The sequence below is a fragment of the Streptomyces sp. P13-3-3 genome (assembly GCF_050571355.1).
GTDB lineage: Bacteria > Actinomycetota > Actinomycetes > Streptomycetales > Streptomycetaceae > Streptomyces > Streptomyces althioticus.
The window spans coordinates 4,399,079-4,416,417 of record NZ_CP192228.1; the positions used below are offsets into that span (position 1 = coordinate 4,399,079).

Annotated in this window: 21 protein-coding genes; 11 read left to right on the forward strand and 10 right to left on the reverse strand. The window is 71.7% G+C overall.

The window, feature by feature from the left end:
- The first annotated feature begins 51 nt into the window (after positions 1-51).
- The 5 genes from ACQZOG_RS20220 (at position 52) to ACQZOG_RS20240 (ending at position 4,934) form a co-directional block, all read left to right on the forward strand.
- The gene (locus ACQZOG_RS20220; protein WP_033272036.1) at positions 52-1,173 is read left to right on the forward strand and encodes a family 2 encapsulin nanocompartment cargo protein polyprenyl transferase; all 1,122 of its coding nucleotides are present in this window, start codon (positions 52-54) and stop codon (positions 1,171-1,173) included.
- A gap of 197 nt (positions 1,174-1,370) precedes the next feature.
- Positions 1,371-1,994: a GNAT family N-acetyltransferase gene (locus ACQZOG_RS20225; protein ID WP_430741700.1), complete on the forward strand. Its 624-nt coding sequence runs from the start codon at positions 1,371-1,373 to the stop codon at positions 1,992-1,994.
- A 120-nt stretch (positions 1,995-2,114) separates the two neighbouring features.
- Positions 2,115-2,651 (forward strand): hypothetical protein, encoded by a 537-nt coding sequence (locus ACQZOG_RS20230; RefSeq protein ID WP_391605970.1) that lies wholly within the window; start codon positions 2,115-2,117, stop codon positions 2,649-2,651.
- Between the two features lie 123 nt (positions 2,652-2,774).
- A complete protein-coding gene (ctaD, locus tag ACQZOG_RS20235) occupies positions 2,775-4,487 on the forward strand; it encodes an aa3-type cytochrome oxidase subunit I (protein WP_193456171.1) in 1,713 nt (570 codons plus the stop codon).
- 3 nt (positions 4,488-4,490) lie between these two features.
- The gene (locus tag ACQZOG_RS20240) at positions 4,491-4,934 is read left to right on the forward strand and encodes a hypothetical protein (RefSeq protein ID WP_193456170.1); all 444 of its coding nucleotides are present in this window, start codon (positions 4,491-4,493) and stop codon (positions 4,932-4,934) included.
- Positions 4,935-4,940: 6 nt separating this feature from the next.
- Here the strand turns inward: ACQZOG_RS20240 and ACQZOG_RS20245 are convergent, their stop codons facing one another.
- The 3 genes from ACQZOG_RS20245 to sodN form a co-directional block, all read right to left on the reverse strand.
- Positions 4,941-5,366 carry a VOC family protein gene (locus tag ACQZOG_RS20245; RefSeq protein ID WP_037641514.1) on the reverse strand — a complete coding sequence of 142 codons (426 nt, stop codon included), beginning with the start codon at positions 5,364-5,366 and terminating at the stop codon, positions 4,941-4,943.
- A gap of 15 nt (positions 5,367-5,381) precedes the next feature.
- Positions 5,382-5,804: a helix-turn-helix domain-containing protein gene (locus tag ACQZOG_RS20250; protein ID WP_033272030.1), complete on the reverse strand. Its 423-nt coding sequence runs from the start codon at positions 5,802-5,804 to the stop codon at positions 5,382-5,384.
- 145 nt (positions 5,805-5,949) lie between these two features.
- Complete coding sequence (sodN, locus tag ACQZOG_RS20255) at positions 5,950-6,345, reverse strand: superoxide dismutase, Ni (protein WP_006136256.1); 396 nt, start codon at positions 6,343-6,345, stop codon at positions 5,950-5,952.
- A 146-nt stretch (positions 6,346-6,491) separates the two neighbouring features.
- Between sodN and sodX the strand changes: the two genes are divergently transcribed.
- Positions 6,492-6,926 carry a nickel-type superoxide dismutase maturation protease gene (gene sodX, locus ACQZOG_RS20260; RefSeq protein WP_078493010.1) on the forward strand — a complete coding sequence of 145 codons (435 nt, stop codon included), beginning with the start codon at positions 6,492-6,494 and terminating at the stop codon, positions 6,924-6,926.
- Here sodX and ACQZOG_RS20265 read toward each other — a convergent pair.
- On the reverse strand, positions 6,809-7,459 hold the full coding sequence (locus ACQZOG_RS20265; protein ID WP_033272029.1) for a CGNR zinc finger domain-containing protein: 651 nt from the start codon (positions 7,457-7,459) through the stop codon (positions 6,809-6,811). The two genes, sodX and ACQZOG_RS20265, sit on opposite strands and share 118 nt — an antisense overlap.
- 99 nt (positions 7,460-7,558) lie before the next feature.
- Here ACQZOG_RS20265 and ACQZOG_RS20270 point away from each other — a divergent pair, with 99 nt between their 5' ends.
- The gene (locus ACQZOG_RS20270; protein WP_033272028.1) at positions 7,559-8,329 is read left to right on the forward strand and encodes a class I SAM-dependent methyltransferase; all 771 of its coding nucleotides are present in this window, start codon (positions 7,559-7,561) and stop codon (positions 8,327-8,329) included.
- A gap of 72 nt (positions 8,330-8,401) precedes the next feature.
- On the opposite strand, the gene ACQZOG_RS20275 is transcribed toward ACQZOG_RS20270, so the two are convergent.
- From ACQZOG_RS20275 to ACQZOG_RS20285, 3 genes are read right to left on the reverse strand one after another with little or no spacing between them, the layout of a single operon-like run.
- Positions 8,402-9,163, reverse strand: coding sequence for an amino acid ABC transporter ATP-binding protein (locus ACQZOG_RS20275; protein WP_033272027.1), 762 nt, complete (start codon positions 9,161-9,163; stop codon positions 8,402-8,404).
- Positions 9,160-10,131 carry an amino acid ABC transporter permease gene (locus ACQZOG_RS20280; protein ID WP_203550124.1) on the reverse strand — a complete coding sequence of 324 codons (972 nt, stop codon included), beginning with the start codon at positions 10,129-10,131 and terminating at the stop codon, positions 9,160-9,162. Before ACQZOG_RS20280 ends, ACQZOG_RS20275 begins: the two co-directional genes overlap by 4 nt.
- A 31-nt stretch (positions 10,132-10,162) precedes the next feature.
- Positions 10,163-11,128 carry an ABC transporter substrate-binding protein gene (locus ACQZOG_RS20285; protein ID WP_033272025.1) on the reverse strand — a complete coding sequence of 322 codons (966 nt, stop codon included), beginning with the start codon at positions 11,126-11,128 and terminating at the stop codon, positions 10,163-10,165.
- Positions 11,129-11,708: 580 nt separating this feature from the next.
- On the opposite strand from ACQZOG_RS20285, the gene ACQZOG_RS20290 reads away from it, so the two are divergent.
- From ACQZOG_RS20290 to ACQZOG_RS20305, 4 genes are all read left to right on the forward strand, one after another.
- Entirely contained in the window at positions 11,709-12,944 is a 1,236-nt protein-coding gene (locus tag ACQZOG_RS20290; RefSeq protein WP_033272024.1) for an NAD(P)-dependent malic enzyme, read from the forward strand.
- 149 nt (positions 12,945-13,093) lie between these two features.
- Positions 13,094-14,059, forward strand: a complete 966-nt coding sequence (locus ACQZOG_RS20295; RefSeq protein WP_391605972.1) for a zinc-binding dehydrogenase — start codon at positions 13,094-13,096, stop codon at positions 14,057-14,059.
- A gap of 101 nt (positions 14,060-14,160) precedes the next feature.
- Positions 14,161-14,370, forward strand: a complete 210-nt coding sequence (locus ACQZOG_RS20300; protein WP_033272022.1) for a helix-turn-helix domain-containing protein — start codon at positions 14,161-14,163, stop codon at positions 14,368-14,370.
- Positions 14,370-14,930, forward strand: coding sequence for a Clp protease N-terminal domain-containing protein (locus tag ACQZOG_RS20305; protein WP_193456167.1), 561 nt, complete (start codon positions 14,370-14,372; stop codon positions 14,928-14,930). Before ACQZOG_RS20300 ends, ACQZOG_RS20305 begins: the two co-directional genes overlap by 1 nt.
- Positions 14,931-14,965: 35 nt before the next feature.
- Here ACQZOG_RS20305 and ACQZOG_RS20310 read toward each other — a convergent pair whose 3' ends face one another.
- The 3 genes from ACQZOG_RS20310 to ACQZOG_RS20320 all read right to left on the reverse strand — a co-directional run bounded on the left by ACQZOG_RS20310 (position 14,966) and on the right by ACQZOG_RS20320 (position 17,281).
- On the reverse strand, positions 14,966-16,015 hold the full coding sequence (locus tag ACQZOG_RS20310; protein WP_193456166.1) for a PadR family transcriptional regulator: 1,050 nt from the start codon (positions 16,013-16,015) through the stop codon (positions 14,966-14,968).
- 1 nt (position 16,016) lies between these two features.
- Positions 16,017-16,889, reverse strand: coding sequence for a DUF4097 family beta strand repeat-containing protein (locus ACQZOG_RS20315; RefSeq protein WP_033272019.1), 873 nt, complete (start codon positions 16,887-16,889; stop codon positions 16,017-16,019).
- Positions 16,890-17,101: 212 nt separating this feature from the next.
- The gene (locus ACQZOG_RS20320; RefSeq protein ID WP_028420339.1) at positions 17,102-17,281 is read right to left on the reverse strand and encodes a DUF6104 family protein; all 180 of its coding nucleotides are present in this window, start codon (positions 17,279-17,281) and stop codon (positions 17,102-17,104) included.
- Positions 17,282-17,339: the final 58 nt, after the last annotated feature.

Here is a 17,339-nt window from a genome sequence, read left to right on the forward strand (position 1 = left end):
GCAAGCGCCGCCCCTCCGTGCCTCCACCGAGACGCTCCCAGGGGGAAGCCGATGACGGAGTCCATGGCCCGGCCGGCCACGGGCCGCCCGGAGCAGCGCACGGCCCGCACCGCGCCCGACAGCAGGACCGGACCGGAGCCGCACGGCGGGGACGGGCACGAGGCGGCCGCCCTGCTGGAGCGGACCCGGGCCGCCGTCGACCCGGTGCTGCGCACGGCCCTCGGATCCCTGCCCGCGCCGATGCGCCGCCTCGCGCTCTACCACTTCGGCTGGCAGAACGCGGACGGCACCCCGGCCGCCGGAGGCTCGGGGAAGGCGCTCAGACCCGCCCTGGTGCTCGCGGCGGCCTCCGCCCTCGGCGGTTCCGCCGCACGTACGGCGGCCCTGCGGGCGGCGGCCGCGGTGGAACTGGTCCACAACTTCACGCTCGTCCACGACGACGTGATGGACCGGGACACCACCCGCCGCCACCGCCCCACCGTGTGGACGGTCTTCGGGGACGCCGACGCGATCCTCGTCGGGGACGCCCTCCAGGCGCTCGCCCTGAGGCTGCTCGCCGAGGACCCCCACCCGGCCGCCCCGGCCGCGGCCGCCCGCCTCACCCAGTGCGTGGTCGAGCTGTGCGCCGGGCAGCACGCGGACACGGCCATGGAGCGCCGCGCACCCGACGAGGTCTCCCTGGAGGAGACCCTCGCCATGGCGGAGGCGAAGACCGGGGCCCTGCTCGGCTGCGCCTGCGCCCTCGGCGCGCTGTACGCGGGCGCAGGGGACGCGGAGGTGGCGGCGATGGACGCCTTCGGCCGGGAGGCCGGGCTGGCGTTCCAGCTGATCGACGACGTCATCGGCACCTGGGGCGACCCGCGCCGCACCGGCAAGCCGGCCGGTGCGGACCTCGCCGCCCGCAAGAAGTCGCTGCCGGTCGTCGCCGCGCTCACCTCCGGCACCCCGGAGGCCGCGGAGCTCGCCGCCGCGTACGCCGCCCCGCACCGGCAGGAGGAGGTCGAGGAGCTCACCCGGCTCGTGGAGCGGGCCGGCGGCCGTGACTGGGCGCAGACCCAGGCGGCGGACCGGATGGCCCGCGCGATGCAGGAGGTGGCCCACGCGGTGCCGGACCCGGAGGCGGCGGGAGGGCTGCTGGCCCTCGCCGAGTTCGTCACCCGGCGCACCACCTGACGGGACGGCGCAGGCCGTCACCCGACCCCGGGACCACGTGCCGCCGTGCGGACCCTGACCCGTACGGCTCCCGTGCGCCCGGACCGGCGGGTCCCGCACTTCCCCACGGTGTGCGGGGCCCGCCCCCAGTTCCCCCGCCCGGCCCGGCTAGTCTCAACCCCCGTACGGGCAACGACGGTTGGGACGAAGGGGCGGACATGGGCGTGGCGATCCGGACGGCCGGCGAGGACGACCGGGAGCTGGTGGTCCGGCTGCTGGACGAGGCGTTCCAGGACGATCCGGTCAGCAGCTGGGTGTTCCCCGGCGCGGAGTACCGGCGTGCGACGCACCACCGGCTCATGGCCGCCTTCACCGACGCCACCCTCGCCGACGGCCGCGTCGACCTCGTCGAGGACGGCTCGGCGTGCGCCCTGTGGATGTCCGTCCCGGCGGAGGACCCCGGCCACGGCGAGGCGGACGGCGGCGAGGACGAGTTCGCCGGACTGCGTCACGCCGTCGACCCGGACAACGAGCGGGTGGAGATGATCGGCCGGCTCACCGCGGGCATCCACCCCCAGGGCCGCGCCCACGAGTACCTGTGGATGATCGGCGTGGCCCCCGGCCGGCAGGGCGAGGGGCTCGGCACCGCGCTGATCGGCACCGTCCTCGACCGCTGCGACCGCGAGGGCCGCGCCGCGTACCTGGAGGCGAGCAGCGAGCGCAGCGTCCGGCTGTACCGCCGGCTCGGTTTCGAGCTCACCGGCGAGCCCCTGCGTCTGCCCGACGGCCCGCTCATGTACCCGATGTGGCGCGAACCCCGCGCCGCCGGCGCGCAGGGCTGACCCGCCGCCTCCCGCCTCGCGGATGAACCCCCGCCGTACAGGGACGTTCGGCCCTGTACGCCGCCTCGCACGCCCGGCTTCACTGGCCCCCGGACGGAGGATGAGCGGAACGGGGCGCACATGGGGCCGGCGGCGCACGGGGACATCGCGGTCGTGGGACACCACGATCTGACCCCTGGATCACTGCGGTTGGTGGAGTCCGCCCTGCGGACCCGGCTGACGCGGGGCCCCGAGCGGGCGAGGGTGACGGTCCGCGCCGCCGCGGGCACGGCGCCGGCGACCGGACGCGCCGCGCGCGCCTCGGGCTGCCCGCTGGCCGTGGTCATCCCCACCAGCATCGGCGTCCCCGCGCTGCCGCCCCCGCGGGACCGCCCGGCCACCGGCGAACTGCTCACCCTCGCCGACCAGGTGAGGCTCCTCGACTACGACCCCACGGACCGCGACTCCTGCGTCGGCGCGGACGAGAGGCTCGTCGCGGCCGGATCCCTGCTGCTGGCCGTCTGGGACGGCTCCCCCTCCGACGGCCGGGACGCCACCGCCCACCTGGTGACCTACGCCCGCGCGCGTGGCATCCCGGTGGAGGTCCTGTGGCCCGAGGGCGCCGCCCGCGACCGGACGCCCCGCACCCCCAAGCACCCCACCCGCTTCCGGTTCTGACGCCGCGGCACGGGACCTTCGGCCCCCGGCCCGGGACCCGCGCGGGGACCCTTCGACCCATGTGGAGCCTTCCTCCCCCCGCCGATCATGGGCGCGCACCACACATGGGGAGGAAGACGTCCGGTGGACGAGATACGCACGCAGCACGTGGAAGCCGCCGTGGACACCCGGCCCCGGCCCGCGCCGGAGACGGACGGGGCCGGGCGGCCGGCGCCGCAGCCGCCCGCGATGCGCCGGGCCGCCTGGGTGGACTGGCTGACGACCACCGACCACAAGAAGATCGGCACGCTCTACCTGGTGAGCGCGTTCGTCTTCTTCGTCGTCGGCGGCGTGATGGCGTTGATGATGCGCGCCGAACTCGCCCGTCCCGGCCTGCAGATCATGTCGAACGAGCAGTTCAACCAGGCGTTCACCATGCACGGTTCGATCATGCTGCTGATGTTCGCCATGCCGCTCTTCACCGGCTTCGCCAACTGGATCATGCCGCTCCAGATCGGCGCCCCGGACGTGGCGTTCCCGCGGCTGAACATGCTGGCGTTCTGGCTGTTCCTGTTCGGCTCCACGATCGCGGCGGCCGGCCTCCTCACCCCGGGCGGAGCCGCCGACTTCGGCTGGTTCCTGTACGCGCCGCTGTCGAACGAGATCTACTCGCCGGGCATCGGCGCCGACCTGTGGATCATGGGCGTGGCGCTCTCCGGTTTCGGGTCGATCCTCGGCGCGGTCAACTTCATCACCACCGTCATCTGCATGCGGGCACCCGGGATGACGATGTTCCGCATGCCGATCTTCACGTGGAACGTGCTGCTCACGGCGCTGCTCGTGCTGATCGTCTTCCCGGTGCTGGCGGCGGCGCTGTTCGCCCTGGAGTGCGACCGGAAGTTCGGCAGCCACATCTTCGACGCGGCCAACGGCGGGGCGCTGCTGTGGCAGCACCTGTTCTGGTTCTTCGGCCATCCCGAGGTGTACATCCTGGCGCTGCCGTTCTTCGGCATCGTCTCCGAGGTGATCCCGGTCTTCTCGCGCAAGCCGATGTTCGGGTACATGGGCCTCATCGGCGCGACCATCGCGATCGCGGGTCTCTCCGTGACGGTGTGGGCGCACCACATGTACACCACGGGCGGTGTGCTGCTGCCGTTCTTCTCGTTCATGACGATGCTGATCGCGGTGCCGACGGGCGTGAAGTTCTTCAACTGGATCGGCACCATGTGGAAGGGCAGCCTCTCCTTCGAGACACCGATGCTGTGGACGCTGGGCTTTCTGGTGACGTTCCTCTTCGGCGGTCTGACGGGTGTGCTGCTGGCCTCGCCGCCGCTCGACTTCCACGTCTCCGACACGTACTTCGTCGTCGCGCACTTCCACTACACGGTGTTCGGCACGGTGGTGTACGCGATGTTCGCCGGATTCCACTTCTGGTGGCCGAAGTTCACCGGCAAGATGCTCGACGAGCGGCTCGGGAAGATCACCTTCTGGACGCTGACGGCCGGCTTCCACATGACCTTCCTGGTCCAGCACTGGCTGGGCGTGGAGGGCATGCCCCGCCGGTACGTCGACTACCTGGCCGCGGACGGCTTCACCGCCCTCAACACCCTCTCCTCCGTCGGCTCGTTCCTGCTCGGCCTGTCGGTCCTGCCGTTCTTCTACAACGTGTGGAAGACCGCGAAGTACGGCAAGCCGGTCGGCGTGGACGACCCCTGGGGCTTCAGCCGCTCCCTGGAGTGGGCCACCTCCTGCCCGCCCCCGCGCCACAACTTCGTCTCCCTGCCGAAGATCCGCAGCGAGTCCCCGGCGTTCGACCTGCACCACCCCGAGGTCGCCGCCCTGGAAGCGGGGCGGTGAGCCGTGGCGGAGCCCGTCCTCGCCCTCGGGTGCGCGCTGGTCACCGGCGCCGGCTGTGTCTGGTACCTGCCGGCCCTCGCCGACCTGCGGGCCGGGGCGGCCGACCGGCCGCCCTCCCGCAGGACCGGGGCGCTCGCCTGCCTGACCGGCTGGGCCACGGTCGCCGTCGTCGGGCTGACCTTGCTGGTCACGGGGTCGTGGTGGGCGCCGTGCGCGGTGTCGGCACTCGGCGGCGCGGCCGCCTCGGGGCTGGGCGTCCGGGCGGCGGTGCGCCGCGCCGGTGAGCGCCGGGAGGCCGCCCGTCTGTGGGACCGCCTGACTCCCGGCGACCCGCCCCCGCCGGGCACGGTCCGGCGCGCGGCGGTCGCCGCCCTGACCCTCGCCCTCCCGGCCGCGGTGACGGCGGCGCTCCTCGTACCGGCCGCGGGCATGGCCCTGGCCCGCTGAGGGCGTTCAGTCCGCGGGGCGCTCCAGGAAGCGCACCATGTTCCCCGCCGGGTCGCGGAACGCGCAGTCCCGCATCCCGTACGGCTGGTCCACCGGCTCCTGGAGCACGTCGAAGCCCGCGGCCCGGACCCGCTCGAAGAGGGCGTCGCAGTCGGTGGTGGTGAAGTTGACCCCGCGCAGGATGCCCTTGGCGAGCAGTTCGGCCATCGCCTGCTTGTCGGCGGGGGAGATGTCGGGGCTCGCGGCGGGCGGCTCCAGGACGATCTCCACGTCCTGCTCGGGGGAGGCGACGGTCACCCAGCGCATCCCCTCGAAGCCCACGTCGTTGCGCACCTCGAAGCCCAGCACGTCGCAGTAGAAGGCCAGCGCCTTGTCGTGGTCGTCGACCGCGACGAAGCACTGGGCGAGCCGTACGTCCGTCGCCCTGTCCATACGTGTCCCGCCTTCCTAGAAGTTCCCGCTCGGGTCGACCCGCCGCCGGACCCGGACCGGCCGGGTGTACGTCCGCACGACGCACGGCGGGATGACCGCGCTCTCCTCGTGCGAGCGGGCGCGATACGCGCTCGGCGTCTCCCCGACCAGCTCGGTGAAGCGCGAGCTGAACGAGCCGAGCGAGGTGCAGCCGACCGCCAGGCACACCTCGGTCACCGACAGGTCACCCTTGCGCAGCAGCGCCTTGGCGCGCTCGATGCGCCGCGTCATCAGATACGCGTACGGCGTCTGCCCGTACGCGGCCCGGAAGCTGCGCTGGAAGTGGCCCGGAGACATCAGCGCCGTCCGCGCCAGCTCCGCGACGTCGAGCGGCTCGGCGTACTCGCGGTCCATCCGGTCCCGGGCCCGCCGCAGCCGGACCAGATCCTCCAGCTCCATGGGCCCAGCATCCCACGGGCCCCGCGCACGGCGCCGGGAAACACCGAAGGGGACCCGCCGCGTGAAGCGACGGGCCCCCTTCCGAAAAGCCCCAGGACCTGCGATGGTGCACCGATCGCCGGCCGCGCGGAGCGGCGAGGCCGGGTCAGGCCTTCTTGGTCTCCCAGAAGATCTTGTCGATCTGGGCGATGTAGTCCAGCGCCTTCTGGCCGGTGGCCGGGTCGGTCGACGCCTTGGCGGCCGAGAGGGCCTTCAGGGTGTCGTTGACCAGCTGGTGCAGCTCCGGGTACTTCTCGAAGTGCGGCGGCTTGAAGTAGTCGCTCCACAGCACGGAGACGTGGTGCTTCGCCAGCTCGGCGCGCTGCTCCTTGATGACCGTGGCGCGGGCCTGGAAGTGCGGGTCGTCGTTGCCGGCCATCTTCTCCTGGACAGCCTTGACCGACTCCGCCTCGATGCGGGCCTGGGCCGGGTCGTACACACCGCAGGGCAGGTCGCAGTGCGCGCTGACCTTGACCCTGGGGGCAAACAGGCGGGAAAGCATGAAGCGTTTCCTTCCTCGTGATCGTCTTCTCACAGGGGACATTACTCCGTGACGGACCGGTTTTCGCGAGTGCCCCCGTGGGCTTAGGACAAAAGTCCGGGGTCAGACTGAGACTGGTGGAGGAAGAACCGGGGAGGTGCCGGGAGATGCCGGAGCTGTCGCAGGACGCCGAGCGGGTGAGGGCGCCGCTGCCCTTCGGGGTGGCCGAGGTGACCGGACCGTCGATGGTGCCCACGCTGCGCCACGGGGACCGGCTCCTGGTCCACTACGGGGCGCGGGTGAAACGCGGCGACGTGGTCGTGCTGCGCCATCCGTTCCAGCAGGACCTGCTGGTCGTCAAACGGGCGGCCGAGCGGCGCGACGGCGGCTGGTGGGTGCTCGGGGACAACGCCTACGCGGGCGGCGACAGCACCGACTACGGCGTCGTCCCCGACGAGCTGGTGCTGGGCCGGGTCCGCTTCCGCTACCGGCCGCGCTCCACGACGCGGCGGTCGCTGCCGTCGCTGCTGGTCTGGCTGCTGACGTCGGCCCGTCCCGTGTTCTCCGACCGGTCCGCCTCCAGGCGTTTGCGGGCCCGGTAGGCGGCCACGTTCGCACGGGTGGCGCAGCGGTCCGAACAGTAACGCCGGGAGCGGTTGGTCGAGGTGTCCAGGTAGGCGTTGCGGCAGGGCGCCGCCTCGCACAGACCGAGGCGGTCGACGCCGTACTCGGTGAGGTGGAAGGCCAGGCCCATCGCGGCGATCGCGGCGTAGCCCGCGGTGGCGTTGGACGGGTGGTCGGCCAGGTGCATGTGCCACAGCGGGCGGCCGTCGTCGTCGCGGACGTCGTGGCCCGAGATCTGCGGGCTCACCGGGAACTCGAGGAGCAGGGAGTTCAGCAGGTCGACGGCGAGGGTCTCGTCGCCGCCGTTCGCCGCCTCGAAGACCGACCGGAGCCTGGCCCGGACCGAGCGGAACCGCGTCACGTCCGCCTCGGTGGCCCGCCGGGCGGCCGACCGGTTGCCGCCGAACAGGTCGCGCACGGCCTCGACGGAGGTGAGCACGTCCGTGCCCCGGACCGGCTCCTCGGTGTTCACGAGGCGTACGGCGTAGTCCGAGTAATAGGCCAGTTCCACTTGTAGTCCTTACGCAGGGGCTCTATGGTCGTGCGTGCGGTCGGGTAACAGACGATCGTGCGTCCAGGGTATTACGGAGTGCCTTGCGAGGGAGGGGCCATGACGGACTCGCACACCACCACGGCCGGCGCCGACTGGCAGGCCTGGCAGGAGAGCTGGGACCGGCAGCAGGAGTGGTACATGCCCGACCGGGAGGAACGCTTCCGGGTCATGCTCGACATGGTGGAGGCCCTCGTCGGCACCGCCCCGCGCGTCCTCGACCTGGCCTGCGGCACCGGCAGCATCACCGCCCGGCTGCTCGACCGCTTCCCCGACGCCACCAGCACCGGCGTCGACCTCGACCCGGCGCTGCTCGCCATCGCCGAGGGCACCTTCGAAGGCGACGAGCGGGTCACCTTCGTCACCGCCGACCTCAAGGACCCCGGCTGGGCCACGCAGCTCCCGCACGACTCCTACGACGCCGTGCTCACCGCGACGGCCCTGCACTGGCTGCACCGGGAACCCCTCGCGGACCTCTACGGACACCTCGCGGGCCTGGTCCGCGACGGCGGCGTCTTCATGAACGCCGACCACATGATCGACGAGACCACCCCCCGCATCAACGCGGCCGAACGCGCCCAGCGCCACGCACGCATGGACCAGGCGAAGGAACAGGGCGCCCTCGACTGGTCGGAGTGGTGGCAGCTCGCCGCCAAGGACCCGGTCCTGGCCGGCCCCACCGCCCGCCGCTTCGAGATCTACGGGGACCACGCCGACGGCGACATGCCGAGCCCCGCGTGGCACGCGCGCGTCCTGCGCGAGGCGGGCTTCGCCGAGGCCCGCCCGGTGTGGTGCTCGCCGTCGGACACGCTGCTGCTGGCGCTGAAGTAGCGGGCCCGGAGCACAGGGGAAGGGGCGGTACGGAGAACTCCGTACCGCCCCTTCGCCGTGCGGGCGCCGAGGTCAGAGGACCTTGGACAGGAACGACTTGGTGCGCTCGTGCTGCGGGTCGGTCAGCACGTCCCGGGGGTGGCCGGACTCGACCACCACACCGCCGTCCATGAACACCAGGCTGTCGCCCACCTCGCGGGCGAAGCCCATCTCGTGGGTGACGACGATCATCGTCATGCCCGACTCGGCCAGGTCGCGCATGACGTCGAGGACGTCACCGACCAGCTCCGGGTCGAGCGCCGAGGTCGGCTCGTCGAACAGCATCAGCTTCGGGTCCATGGCGAGCGCCCGGGCGATCGCCACCCGCTGCTGCTGGCCGCCGGAGAGCTGGGAGGGGTAGTTCCCGGCCTTGTCGCCGAGGCCCACGCGGTCCAGCAGCTCCAGCGCCCGCTGCCGGGCCGCGGACCGGCTGAGGCCCTTGACCTGGACCGGCGCCTCCATGACGTTCTCGACGGCCGTCATGTGCGGGAACAGGTTGAAGCGCTGGAAGACCATGCCGATGTCCCGGCGCTGCTGGGCGACCTCGCTGTCCTTCAGCTCGTAGAGCTTGTCGCCCTTCTGGCGGTAGCCCACCAGCTCGCCGTCGACGTAGAGCCGGCCGGCGTTGATCTTCTCCAGGTGGTTGATGCACCGCAGGAAGGTCGACTTGCCCGAGCCGGAGGGGCCGATGAGGCAGAACACCTCGCCGGTCTTCACCTCCAGGTCGATGCCCTTGAGGACCTGCACACCGCCGAAGGACTTGTGGACGCCCTCGGCCTTCACCATGGCCGTCATACCGTGCTGCTCCTCTCGCGGCTGAAGGCCATCATGTTGACCTTGATCTTCTGCCACGGGGTCGGGGGCAGGTTCCGGGACGAGCCGCGCGCGAAACGGCGCTCCAGGTAGTACTGGCCGACGCTGAACACGCTGGTGATGACCAGGTACCAGATGCACGCCACGAACAGCATCTCCATCACCGCGTACGACGTGGAGCCGATCGTGGAGGTGGCGCGGAGCAGTTCGTTGTACGTCACCGCGTACACCAGCGACGAGGTCTTCAGCATGTTGAGGAACTCGTTGCCGGTCGGCGGCACGATCACCCGCATCGCCTGCGGGATCACGATGCGCCGCAGCGTCTTGCCGTGGCTCATGCCCAGCGCGTGCGCCGCCTCGGTCTGGCCGTCGTCGACGGACTGGAGGCCCGCACGGCAGATCTCGGCCATGTACGCCGCCTCGTTCAGGCCGAGCCCCAGCAGGGCCGCCATGAACGGCGTCATGACGTCGACCATCTCGTCCTTGTAGAGCGGGCCGAGGTTCAGCACGGGGAAGATCAGCGCCAGGTTGAACCACAGCAGCAGCTGCACGTAGACGGGGGTGCCGCGGAAGAACCAGATGTAGACCCAGGCGACCCAGCTGGTCACCGGGTTCTTCGACAGCCGCATCACGGCGAGGACCACGCCGAGGACCACGCCCATGACCATGGCCAGGACGCTGATCAGCAGCGTGCGGCCGGCGCCGGCCAGCACGGTGCTGTCGAAGACGTAGTCGCCGACGGCCTGCCACTGGATCTTTTCAGCGGTGGCGAAGGCGTTGATCAGCAGGCCCACCAGGGCCAGCACGACGACGGCGCTGACGTAGCGGCCGTAGTGACGGACCGGGATGGCCTTGATCACCGCGGGCGCCACGGAGGCGGGCCCGTCGTCCTTGGAGACGGCGGCCGCCGGTCGGGCGCCGCCCGTCCCCTTGTCGAGTTTGTCGGTCACTGTGACTGCCCTTCAGTCGTGCCCGGGACCGTCACTTGCCGCCGTTGACCACGGCCTTGTCGATGGCGCCGGTCTCGGCACCCCACTTCGCGAGGATCTTCTTGTACGTGCCGTCCTCGATGATGGCGTTGACGGCGGCCTCCAGGGCCTCCGTGAGCTGCTTGTTGTCCTTGTTGACCGCGATGCCGAACGGACCGGCGTCCACCTGCTCGCCGACGATCTCGAAGGCGTTGCCGTTGTCGGCCTTGCGGGCCAGGTCGACCGCGACCGGGTAGTCGTTCACGCCGGCCACCGCGCCGCCGGACTTCACACGGGTCTGGGCCTCGGTGTCGTTCTCGAACGACTGGATCTTGACGGCCTTCTTGCCGGCGTCCGTGCACTTCTTGGACTGGTCCTGCAGCGCCTTCTCGTACGTGGTGCCGCGCTGCACGGCGGCCGGCTGCCCGCAGAGGTCCTCGATGGAGTTGATCCCCTTGGGGTTGCCCTTCTGGACGTACACGGCGGTGCCGGCCACGAAGTAGTCGACGAAGTCGACGCCCGGGCCGAGCTTCTTGCCCTTGTCGTCCAGGCCCTCCTGGCGCTGCTTGTTGTCCGTGATGGACGACATCGCGATGTCGTAGCGGCCCGAGTTCAGCGCGGTGATCAGACCGTCGAAGTTGCCGGAGGTGAACTCGACCTTGACACCCAGCTTCTCGCCCAGCGCGGCGGCGATGTCGGGGTCCACACCGACGATCTTGCCGCCCTCCTGGAACTCCATCGGGGCGTACTCGGCGTTCGTGCCCGCCTTGAGGACGCCGGCGTTCTGGATGTCCTTGGGCAGCTTGTCGAACAGCGGGGCGGAGTTGGTCTTGCCCGACTCCTTGGTGTCCGAGCCTCCGCTGCCTTCGGTCTGGTCACCGCAGCCGGTGAGAAGCAGTGCGCCTGCGACCGCGATCGCGCCGACCGCTGCAATCCGTGAGCGCGCGGCGGTGGTACGACGGGTGGTGCTTGCGGTCATGGTGGGTTCCTCCGGCGGATGGGTGGAGTGCCGATGGGGCCGGCGACTGCCTGTCGGCATCGCCGCGGGGTCGACAGGGGCACACACCTTCGAGTGCCGCGACCTCGTGTGATTACCGCATCTTGCCATTCGGATTGGACCGTTCAGGGGGCTTCCGATGTCAAAATCGGATAACGGCGCGTCCTCGAACCCGGCCACTTGGGTACAACGCGACCGCAGACTCTTCGGGAATCCGTCATTCCGACCGCAAGATCTTCGTCGATACCCCTGTTGCGCGGGCGACCCGCCGAGTCGGAGGGGTACTTGCGGGCTTGCTGGGACTTCGTCCAGGTCTTGTCCTGATATCGGACGATGCTTCACGGCGTCGGCATGTGACCTTCGCGTTATGGACTCGTCGCCGACCGCGTCCGTCCGGTAAGAAGGTTCTTTACACCCCTCATCCGGGGCTCAGGGCGCGTGTGCGGCGCGCCCGTCGCGTTCGGCCCGTAAGCAGTAACCCCTCCGGGCCTGGCGCGGTCCCGCCCACCCCTCACCAGGAGTGGCAACCCTCAAACAATGAACACTTAAGGGGTAAAACCAAGTGGCAGCGGAGATTGTCAATCCTCGCAGCGACAGCGAGAACCGGGACGCTTCCGAGCGGGACGGCGGGGCAGAGCCCCTGGAGTCCTTCGACCCGGCGTTCGCGCTGCACCGCGGCGGCAAGATGGCCGTGCAGGCCACCGTGCCGGTCCGCGACAAGGACGACCTGTCCCTGGCGTACACGCCCGGCGTCGCGAAGGTGTGCAGCGCGATCGCCGAGCAGCCGGAACTGGTCCACGACTACACGTGGAAGTCCTCGGTCGTCGCCGTCGTCACCGACGGCACGGCCGTGCTGGGGCTCGGTGACATCGGCCCCGAGGCCTCCCTCCCGGTGATGGAGGGCAAGGCCATCCTCTTCAAGCAGTTCGGCGGTGTGGACGCGGTCCCCCTCGCGCTGAACTGCACCGACGTCGACGAGATCGTCGAGACCGTGGTCCGGCTCGCCCCCTCCTTCGGCGGGGTGAACCTCGAGGACATCTCGGCGCCGCGGTGCTTCGAGATCGAGCGGCGGCTCCAGGAGCGCCTGGACATCCCGGTCTTCCACGACGACCAGCACGGCACGGCGGTCGTGACGCTGGCGGCCCTGCGGAACGCGGCGCGGCTCAGCGGCCGTCCGCTGGGCGAGCTGCGGGCGGTGATCTCCGGTGCGGGCGCGGCGGGTGTCGCGATCGCCAAGATGCTGGTCGAGGCCGGCATCGGGGACGTCGCCGTGGCCGACCGCAAGGGCGTGGTCTCGCGGGACCGCGAGGACCTCACGCCGATCAAGGCGGAGCTGGCGTCGTTCACCAACAAGGCCGGGATCTCCGGCACGCTGGAGTCCGCGCTGGCGGGCGCCGACGTCTTCATCGGCGTCTCCGGCGGCACGGTCCCCGAGCCCGCGGTGGCGTCGATGGCGGAGGGCGCCTTCGTCTTCGCCATGGCCAACCCGAACCCGGAGGTGCACCCGGAGGTCGCGCACAAGTACGCGGCCGTCGTGGCCACCGGCCGGTCGGACTTCCCCAACCAGATCAACAACGTCCTGGCGTTCCCCGGCATCTTCGCCGGCGCGCTCCAGGTGCGGGCCTCGCGGATCACGGAGGGCATGAAGCTCGCCGCGGCCGAGGCGCTGGCCTCCGTCGTCGGTGACGATCTCGCCGCCGACTACGTCATCCCGTCCCCGTTCGACGAGCGGGTCGCCCCCGCGGTGACGGCCGCCGTGGCCGCCGCCGCCCGGGCGGAGGGCGTCGCCCGGCGCTGAGCGCACAGGTGTGAAAGCCCCGTCCGCGACCGCGGACGGGGCTCACGCGTGTCCGGGCTCTTCCGTGCGGGCCCGGCCCGGCGCAAGAGGGCGTGTGTCACAGGGGGGCATGGTTCCTTCGGCGGGGCGCGGAACCTATCGTCAAGGTCATGTTCGCCGTCTACGCCGCCCGAATCGACCGCGACCAGCCGCTCACGGGACTGGAGTCGGGAGAGCGACCCGCTCCCGAGTCCCGGCCGGGCTGGAGCACCGTCACGGTCAAGGCCGCCTCCCTCAACCACCACGACCTCTGGTCCCTGCGCGGCGTCGGCCTCGCGGAGGACAAGCTGCCGATGATCCTCGGCTGCGACGCAGCGGGGATCGACGAGGACGGCAACGAGGTCGTCCTCCACTCGGTGATCGGCCAGACCGGTCACGGTGTGGGACCCCGGGAGTCCCGCTCCATCCTGACCGAGCGCTACCAGGGCACCTTCGCCGAGCAGGTCTCCGTGCCCACCTGGAACCTCCTGCCCAAGCCGAAGGAGCTGTCCTTCGAGGAGGCGGCCTGCCTGCCCACGGCCTGGCTGACCGCCTACCGGATGCTGTTCACCAACGCGGGCGTACGCCCCGGTGACTCCGTGCTGGTGCAGGGCGCCGGCGGCGGGGTCGCGACCGCCGCGATCGTCCTCGGCAAGGCGGCGGGGCTGCGGGTCTTCGCCACCAGCCGGGACGAGGCCAAGCGCAAGCGGGCGCTGGAGCTGGGCGCCGTGGAGGCCGTCGAGCCCGGCGCGCGGCTGTCGCAGCGGGTCGACGCGGTGATCGAGACCGTCGGCGCGGCCACCTGGTCCCACTCGGTGAAGTCGCTGCGCCCCGGCGGCACGCTGGTGATCTCCGGCGCCACCAGCGGCGACCGCCCCTCCCACGCCGAGCTGACCCGCATCTTCTTCCTGGAACTGAAGGTCGTGGGGTCGACGATGGGCACCAAGGACGAGCTGGAGGACCTGCTGTCCTTCTGTGCCGCGACCGGGGTGCGGCCCGTCATCGACGAGGCGCTGCCCCTGGACCGGGCCCGCGAGGGCTTCGAGCGGATGGCGTCCGGCGAGCTGTTCGGGAAGATCGTGCTCACCAACCCCTGACGTGCGTCTCCCTGCTTCCGCGGCCGGCCCGGTGCTCCGGGCCGGCCGCAGTTATGTCAACTGTGGTTGACAGTGCGAGCATGTCAACGTAAGTTGACATCATGACTGAGGCAACGGATCTCGCCGAGCGGGCGGGCGACCGCGATCCGCGAGTCGGCCTGCGGGCCGTCGCCGCGCTCCGCAAGCTGCTCGAACAGCTGGAGGCCGTGCAGGTGCGCAACGCGCGCAACCACGGCTGGTCGTGGCAGGAGATCGCCACCGAACTCGGAATCAGCAGGCAGGCCGTGCACAAGAAGCATGGGAGGCATTGATGTTCGAACGGTTCACCAAGGACGCCCGGGACGTGGTCAAAGAGGCCGTCGCCCACACCGAACGGACCGGAGCGGCCCGCGTCGGCGCCGAGCACCTGCTCCTCGCCCTGCTCGACCGGGAGGGCAGCCGCGCCTCCTTCGCCCTGACCGCCCTCGGGCTGGACGAACGCCGCGAGCCCCTACGGGAGGCCCTCGAGCGGGCGCGGCGGCGGGGCGGCCTCACCCAGGCCGAGACCGACGCCCTCGCCGGACTGGGCATCGACGTCCCCGAGATCGTCGCCCGGGTGGAGGACACGCACGGCCCCGGCGCCCTGTCCACGGCGCCGGGCCGCCCCCGGTGGCGGGGACACCGCCCCTTCGACCGGGCGGCCAAGGACGTCCTGGCCGGCGCCCTGCGCACCGCCACCGCCCGCGGCCATCGCCACATCGGCGACGAGCACCTGCTGCTCGCCCTCACCGCCCGCCCCGGCCTGCCCGCCGAGGTCCTAGCCGACCACGGCGTCACCCACGCGTCGGTCACCCGCGTGCTCTACGGCGACGGCGAGGCCAAGGCGGGCTGAGAGCCCCTCAGGGCTCCGGCCTCCGGGTACCGGCGTCAGGGCCTCGGCGACCGCAGCAGCGCCCCTATGCGAGCGGCGGCCTCCGACAGATGCCGCCGGGCGTCGCGCAGCTGCTCCTCGGTGACCCCGTGGTCCCGCGCGGCGTCCCGGACGTCGTCCCGGAAGCGGTCCAGCAGCCGCTCCAGGTCGCGCGCCGGGTCGCCCGTGGACTCCGCGGCGCTTGCGTGGCCCCAGGCGGGCGCGTAGTCGGCCGGGAAGTCCTCGGGGGTCGTCGAGTACGACGGACGGGACTCCGGACCCTCCGCGGAGCCCGTACCGCCGAAGCCGAAGTCCTTCCCGAACTCGCCCAGCTCCTTGGCCAGTTCACCCAGGCCCTCGCGCAGTCCGGACGGCCAGTCGCCACGGGCGAAGTGCCCCTGCACCTGCTCCTGGACCTGCCGGGCGATGCGCTGCACCTGCTCCTGTGCCCGGTCCTGGGCCTCCCTGGCCTGGCGGCGGGCGCGCTGGGCCTCCTCGCGGGAGCGCCGGCTCTCGTCCTTGGCGCGCCGGGCCTGCTCCTTCCACTCCTGCTTGGCGCGGCGCATCTCCTCCTTGGCGGCCCGCCAGGCGTCCTTGTCGCCGAACATCGAGAAGTCGCCGAGGTCGAAGTCGCCGAAGGGGGCGTCCTTGCCGCCGGACGCGGAGCCGCCGCGCGGCTGGCGGGCCCGCCCGGCCGCGGCGCGCATCTCGCGGCGCAGGTCGCCCGCCGCGCCACTGACGTCGGCCCGGATTTCGGCGGCCAGCTCGGCGACCGACTCGCGGATCTCCAGCTCCAGGTCGGCCAGCTCACCGCTGCGGTCGGCCAGTTCGGCCCGGCCGGCGTCGGTGATCGAGTAGACCTTGCGCCCGCCCTCGGTGGTGTGGGTGACGAGCCCTTCCGCCTCGAGCTTGGCGAGCCGCGGGTAGACCGTGCCCGCGGACGGCGCGTACAGCCCCTGGAAGCGCTCCTCGAGGAGGCGGATCACCTCGTAGCCGTGCCGGGGGGCCTCGTCGAGCAGCTTCAGCAGGTAGAGGCGGAGGCGTCCGTGGGCGAAGACGGGGGGCATGTCAGAGCACCTTCTTGTCGGTCGTACCGGCATTGTCTCCCGGGCCGCCCCGCGGGTCGGGCTCGTCCTCGCGGGGCGGGCGGCGCAGCAGGGCGATGGAGCCGGAGACGGTGGTGGCCCGCAGCTTGCCGCTGCCCGCGCCGAGGCGGCCGGTGAGCTTGTGGGCGCCCCACATCCCCTGCACCCGCAGGGTGTCGAAGGCGTTGGAGATGGCGCCGCTCGCCGTGTTGGCCTCCACGTCGGCGTCCGCCGGGTCGGGCAGCCGGACGGCGATCTCGCCCGAGACGCTGGTCAGCCGGACGTCGGTGGGGCCCTCGGGGTCGAGGTCCACGATCATCGAGCCGCTGACCGTGTCCGCCCGGACGGAGGGGCCGGACCCCTCGACGACCGTGAGGTCGCCGGAGACCGACGCGAAGTGGAGGTCGCCGGTCACCGACTGGGCCTCCACGCTGCCGGAGACGGTGTCCGCGCGGACGGGACCCGACAGGGCGACGAGGGTGGTGTCGCCCGCGACGCCCTTCACGGCGGCGGGGCCCCGGATGCCCGAGACGACGGCGCCGGCGCCGACGACGCCGACCTCCACGCGGGTCCGTGCGGGGACCGCGAGGGAGACCACCGCGCTGCGGCGCCAGCCCTTGGGGTCGAGCCACTTGAGGAAGCCCTTCCAGGGGAGGTCGTCGTAGGCGACGGTCAGGACGCCGTCCTCGTGGGTCACGACGAGGGGCGGGCCGTCCACGTCGGAGACCTGGAGGTGGGCCTCCGGGTCGTCCGTGCCCACGACGTTCACCGTGCCGTTGACGATGCGGACGTTGAGGCGGGTCAGGGGGGCGTCGAAGGTGAGGTTCGTTTTGTCCTGGACGGACCACTCGGGCATGGACGGCCTCCTGATCGCGGGATGCCCGGCGGTGGCGCCGTGGCGTTGCGTCATATCGCGTATTACTCGATTCACGATATATCGCGGCAGACAGAAGTCAAGGCACGCGTTCGGGTGAACGGTGCCTTGGTTCGCGATATGGGGAGGGTGTTGCTGGGGGAGGCACGACTGCCCGCGACGCGAACGCGAACGCGAACTGCCCGCGGACTGCGCTACTCGTCGTCCTCGTCGTCCAGGCGGGCCAGCCACGTCGCCAGGCGTTCCACCGGGACCTCGAAGTCGGGGTTGAGGTCGACGAAGGTGCGGAGCTGCTCCGCGAGCCACTCGAAGGTGATCTCCTCCTCGCCGCGCCGCTTCTCCAGTTCCTCGATGCCACGGTCCGTGAAGTACATGAGGTCAAGGATATGTGGCGGGAAACGGAGCGGGCCGCACCCCCGGGAAGGGGTGCGG

Coding starts and splice junctions, on each gene's coding strand:
- ACQZOG_RS20220 (WP_033272036.1), top strand. CDS start 52: ATGACGGAGTCCATGGCCCGGCCGGCCACGGGCCGCCCGGAGCAGCGC.
- ACQZOG_RS20300 (WP_033272022.1), top strand. CDS start 14,161: ATGACTGAGGCAACGGATCTCGCCGAGCGGGCGGGCGACCGCGATCCG.
- ACQZOG_RS20275 (WP_033272027.1), bottom strand. CDS start 9,163: ATGACGGCCATGGTGAAGGCCGAGGGCGTCCACAAGTCCTTCGGCGGT.
- ACQZOG_RS20305 (WP_193456167.1), top strand. CDS start 14,370: ATGTTCGAACGGTTCACCAAGGACGCCCGGGACGTGGTCAAAGAGGCC.
- ACQZOG_RS20320 (WP_028420339.1), bottom strand. CDS start 17,281: ATGTACTTCACGGACCGTGGCATCGAGGAACTGGAGAAGCGGCGCGGC.
- ACQZOG_RS20245 (WP_037641514.1), bottom strand. CDS start 5,366: ATGGACAGGGCGACGGACGTACGGCTCGCCCAGTGCTTCGTCGCGGTC.
- ACQZOG_RS20230 (WP_391605970.1), top strand. CDS start 2,115: ATGGGGCCGGCGGCGCACGGGGACATCGCGGTCGTGGGACACCACGAT.
- ACQZOG_RS20250 (WP_033272030.1), bottom strand. CDS start 5,804: ATGGAGCTGGAGGATCTGGTCCGGCTGCGGCGGGCCCGGGACCGGATG.
- ACQZOG_RS20295 (WP_391605972.1), top strand. CDS start 13,094: ATGTTCGCCGTCTACGCCGCCCGAATCGACCGCGACCAGCCGCTCACG.
- sodX (WP_078493010.1), top strand. CDS start 6,492: ATGCCGGAGCTGTCGCAGGACGCCGAGCGGGTGAGGGCGCCGCTGCCC.
- ACQZOG_RS20225 (WP_430741700.1), top strand. CDS start 1,371: ATGGGCGTGGCGATCCGGACGGCCGGCGAGGACGACCGGGAGCTGGTG.
- ACQZOG_RS20310 (WP_193456166.1), bottom strand. CDS start 16,015: ATGCCCCCCGTCTTCGCCCACGGACGCCTCCGCCTCTACCTGCTGAAG.
- ACQZOG_RS20270 (WP_033272028.1), top strand. CDS start 7,559: ATGACGGACTCGCACACCACCACGGCCGGCGCCGACTGGCAGGCCTGG.
- ACQZOG_RS20285 (WP_033272025.1), bottom strand. CDS start 11,128: ATGACCGCAAGCACCACCCGTCGTACCACCGCCGCGCGCTCACGGATT.
- ACQZOG_RS20315 (WP_033272019.1), bottom strand. CDS start 16,889: ATGCCCGAGTGGTCCGTCCAGGACAAAACGAACCTCACCTTCGACGCC.
- sodN (WP_006136256.1), bottom strand. CDS start 6,345: ATGCTTTCCCGCCTGTTTGCCCCCAGGGTCAAGGTCAGCGCGCACTGC.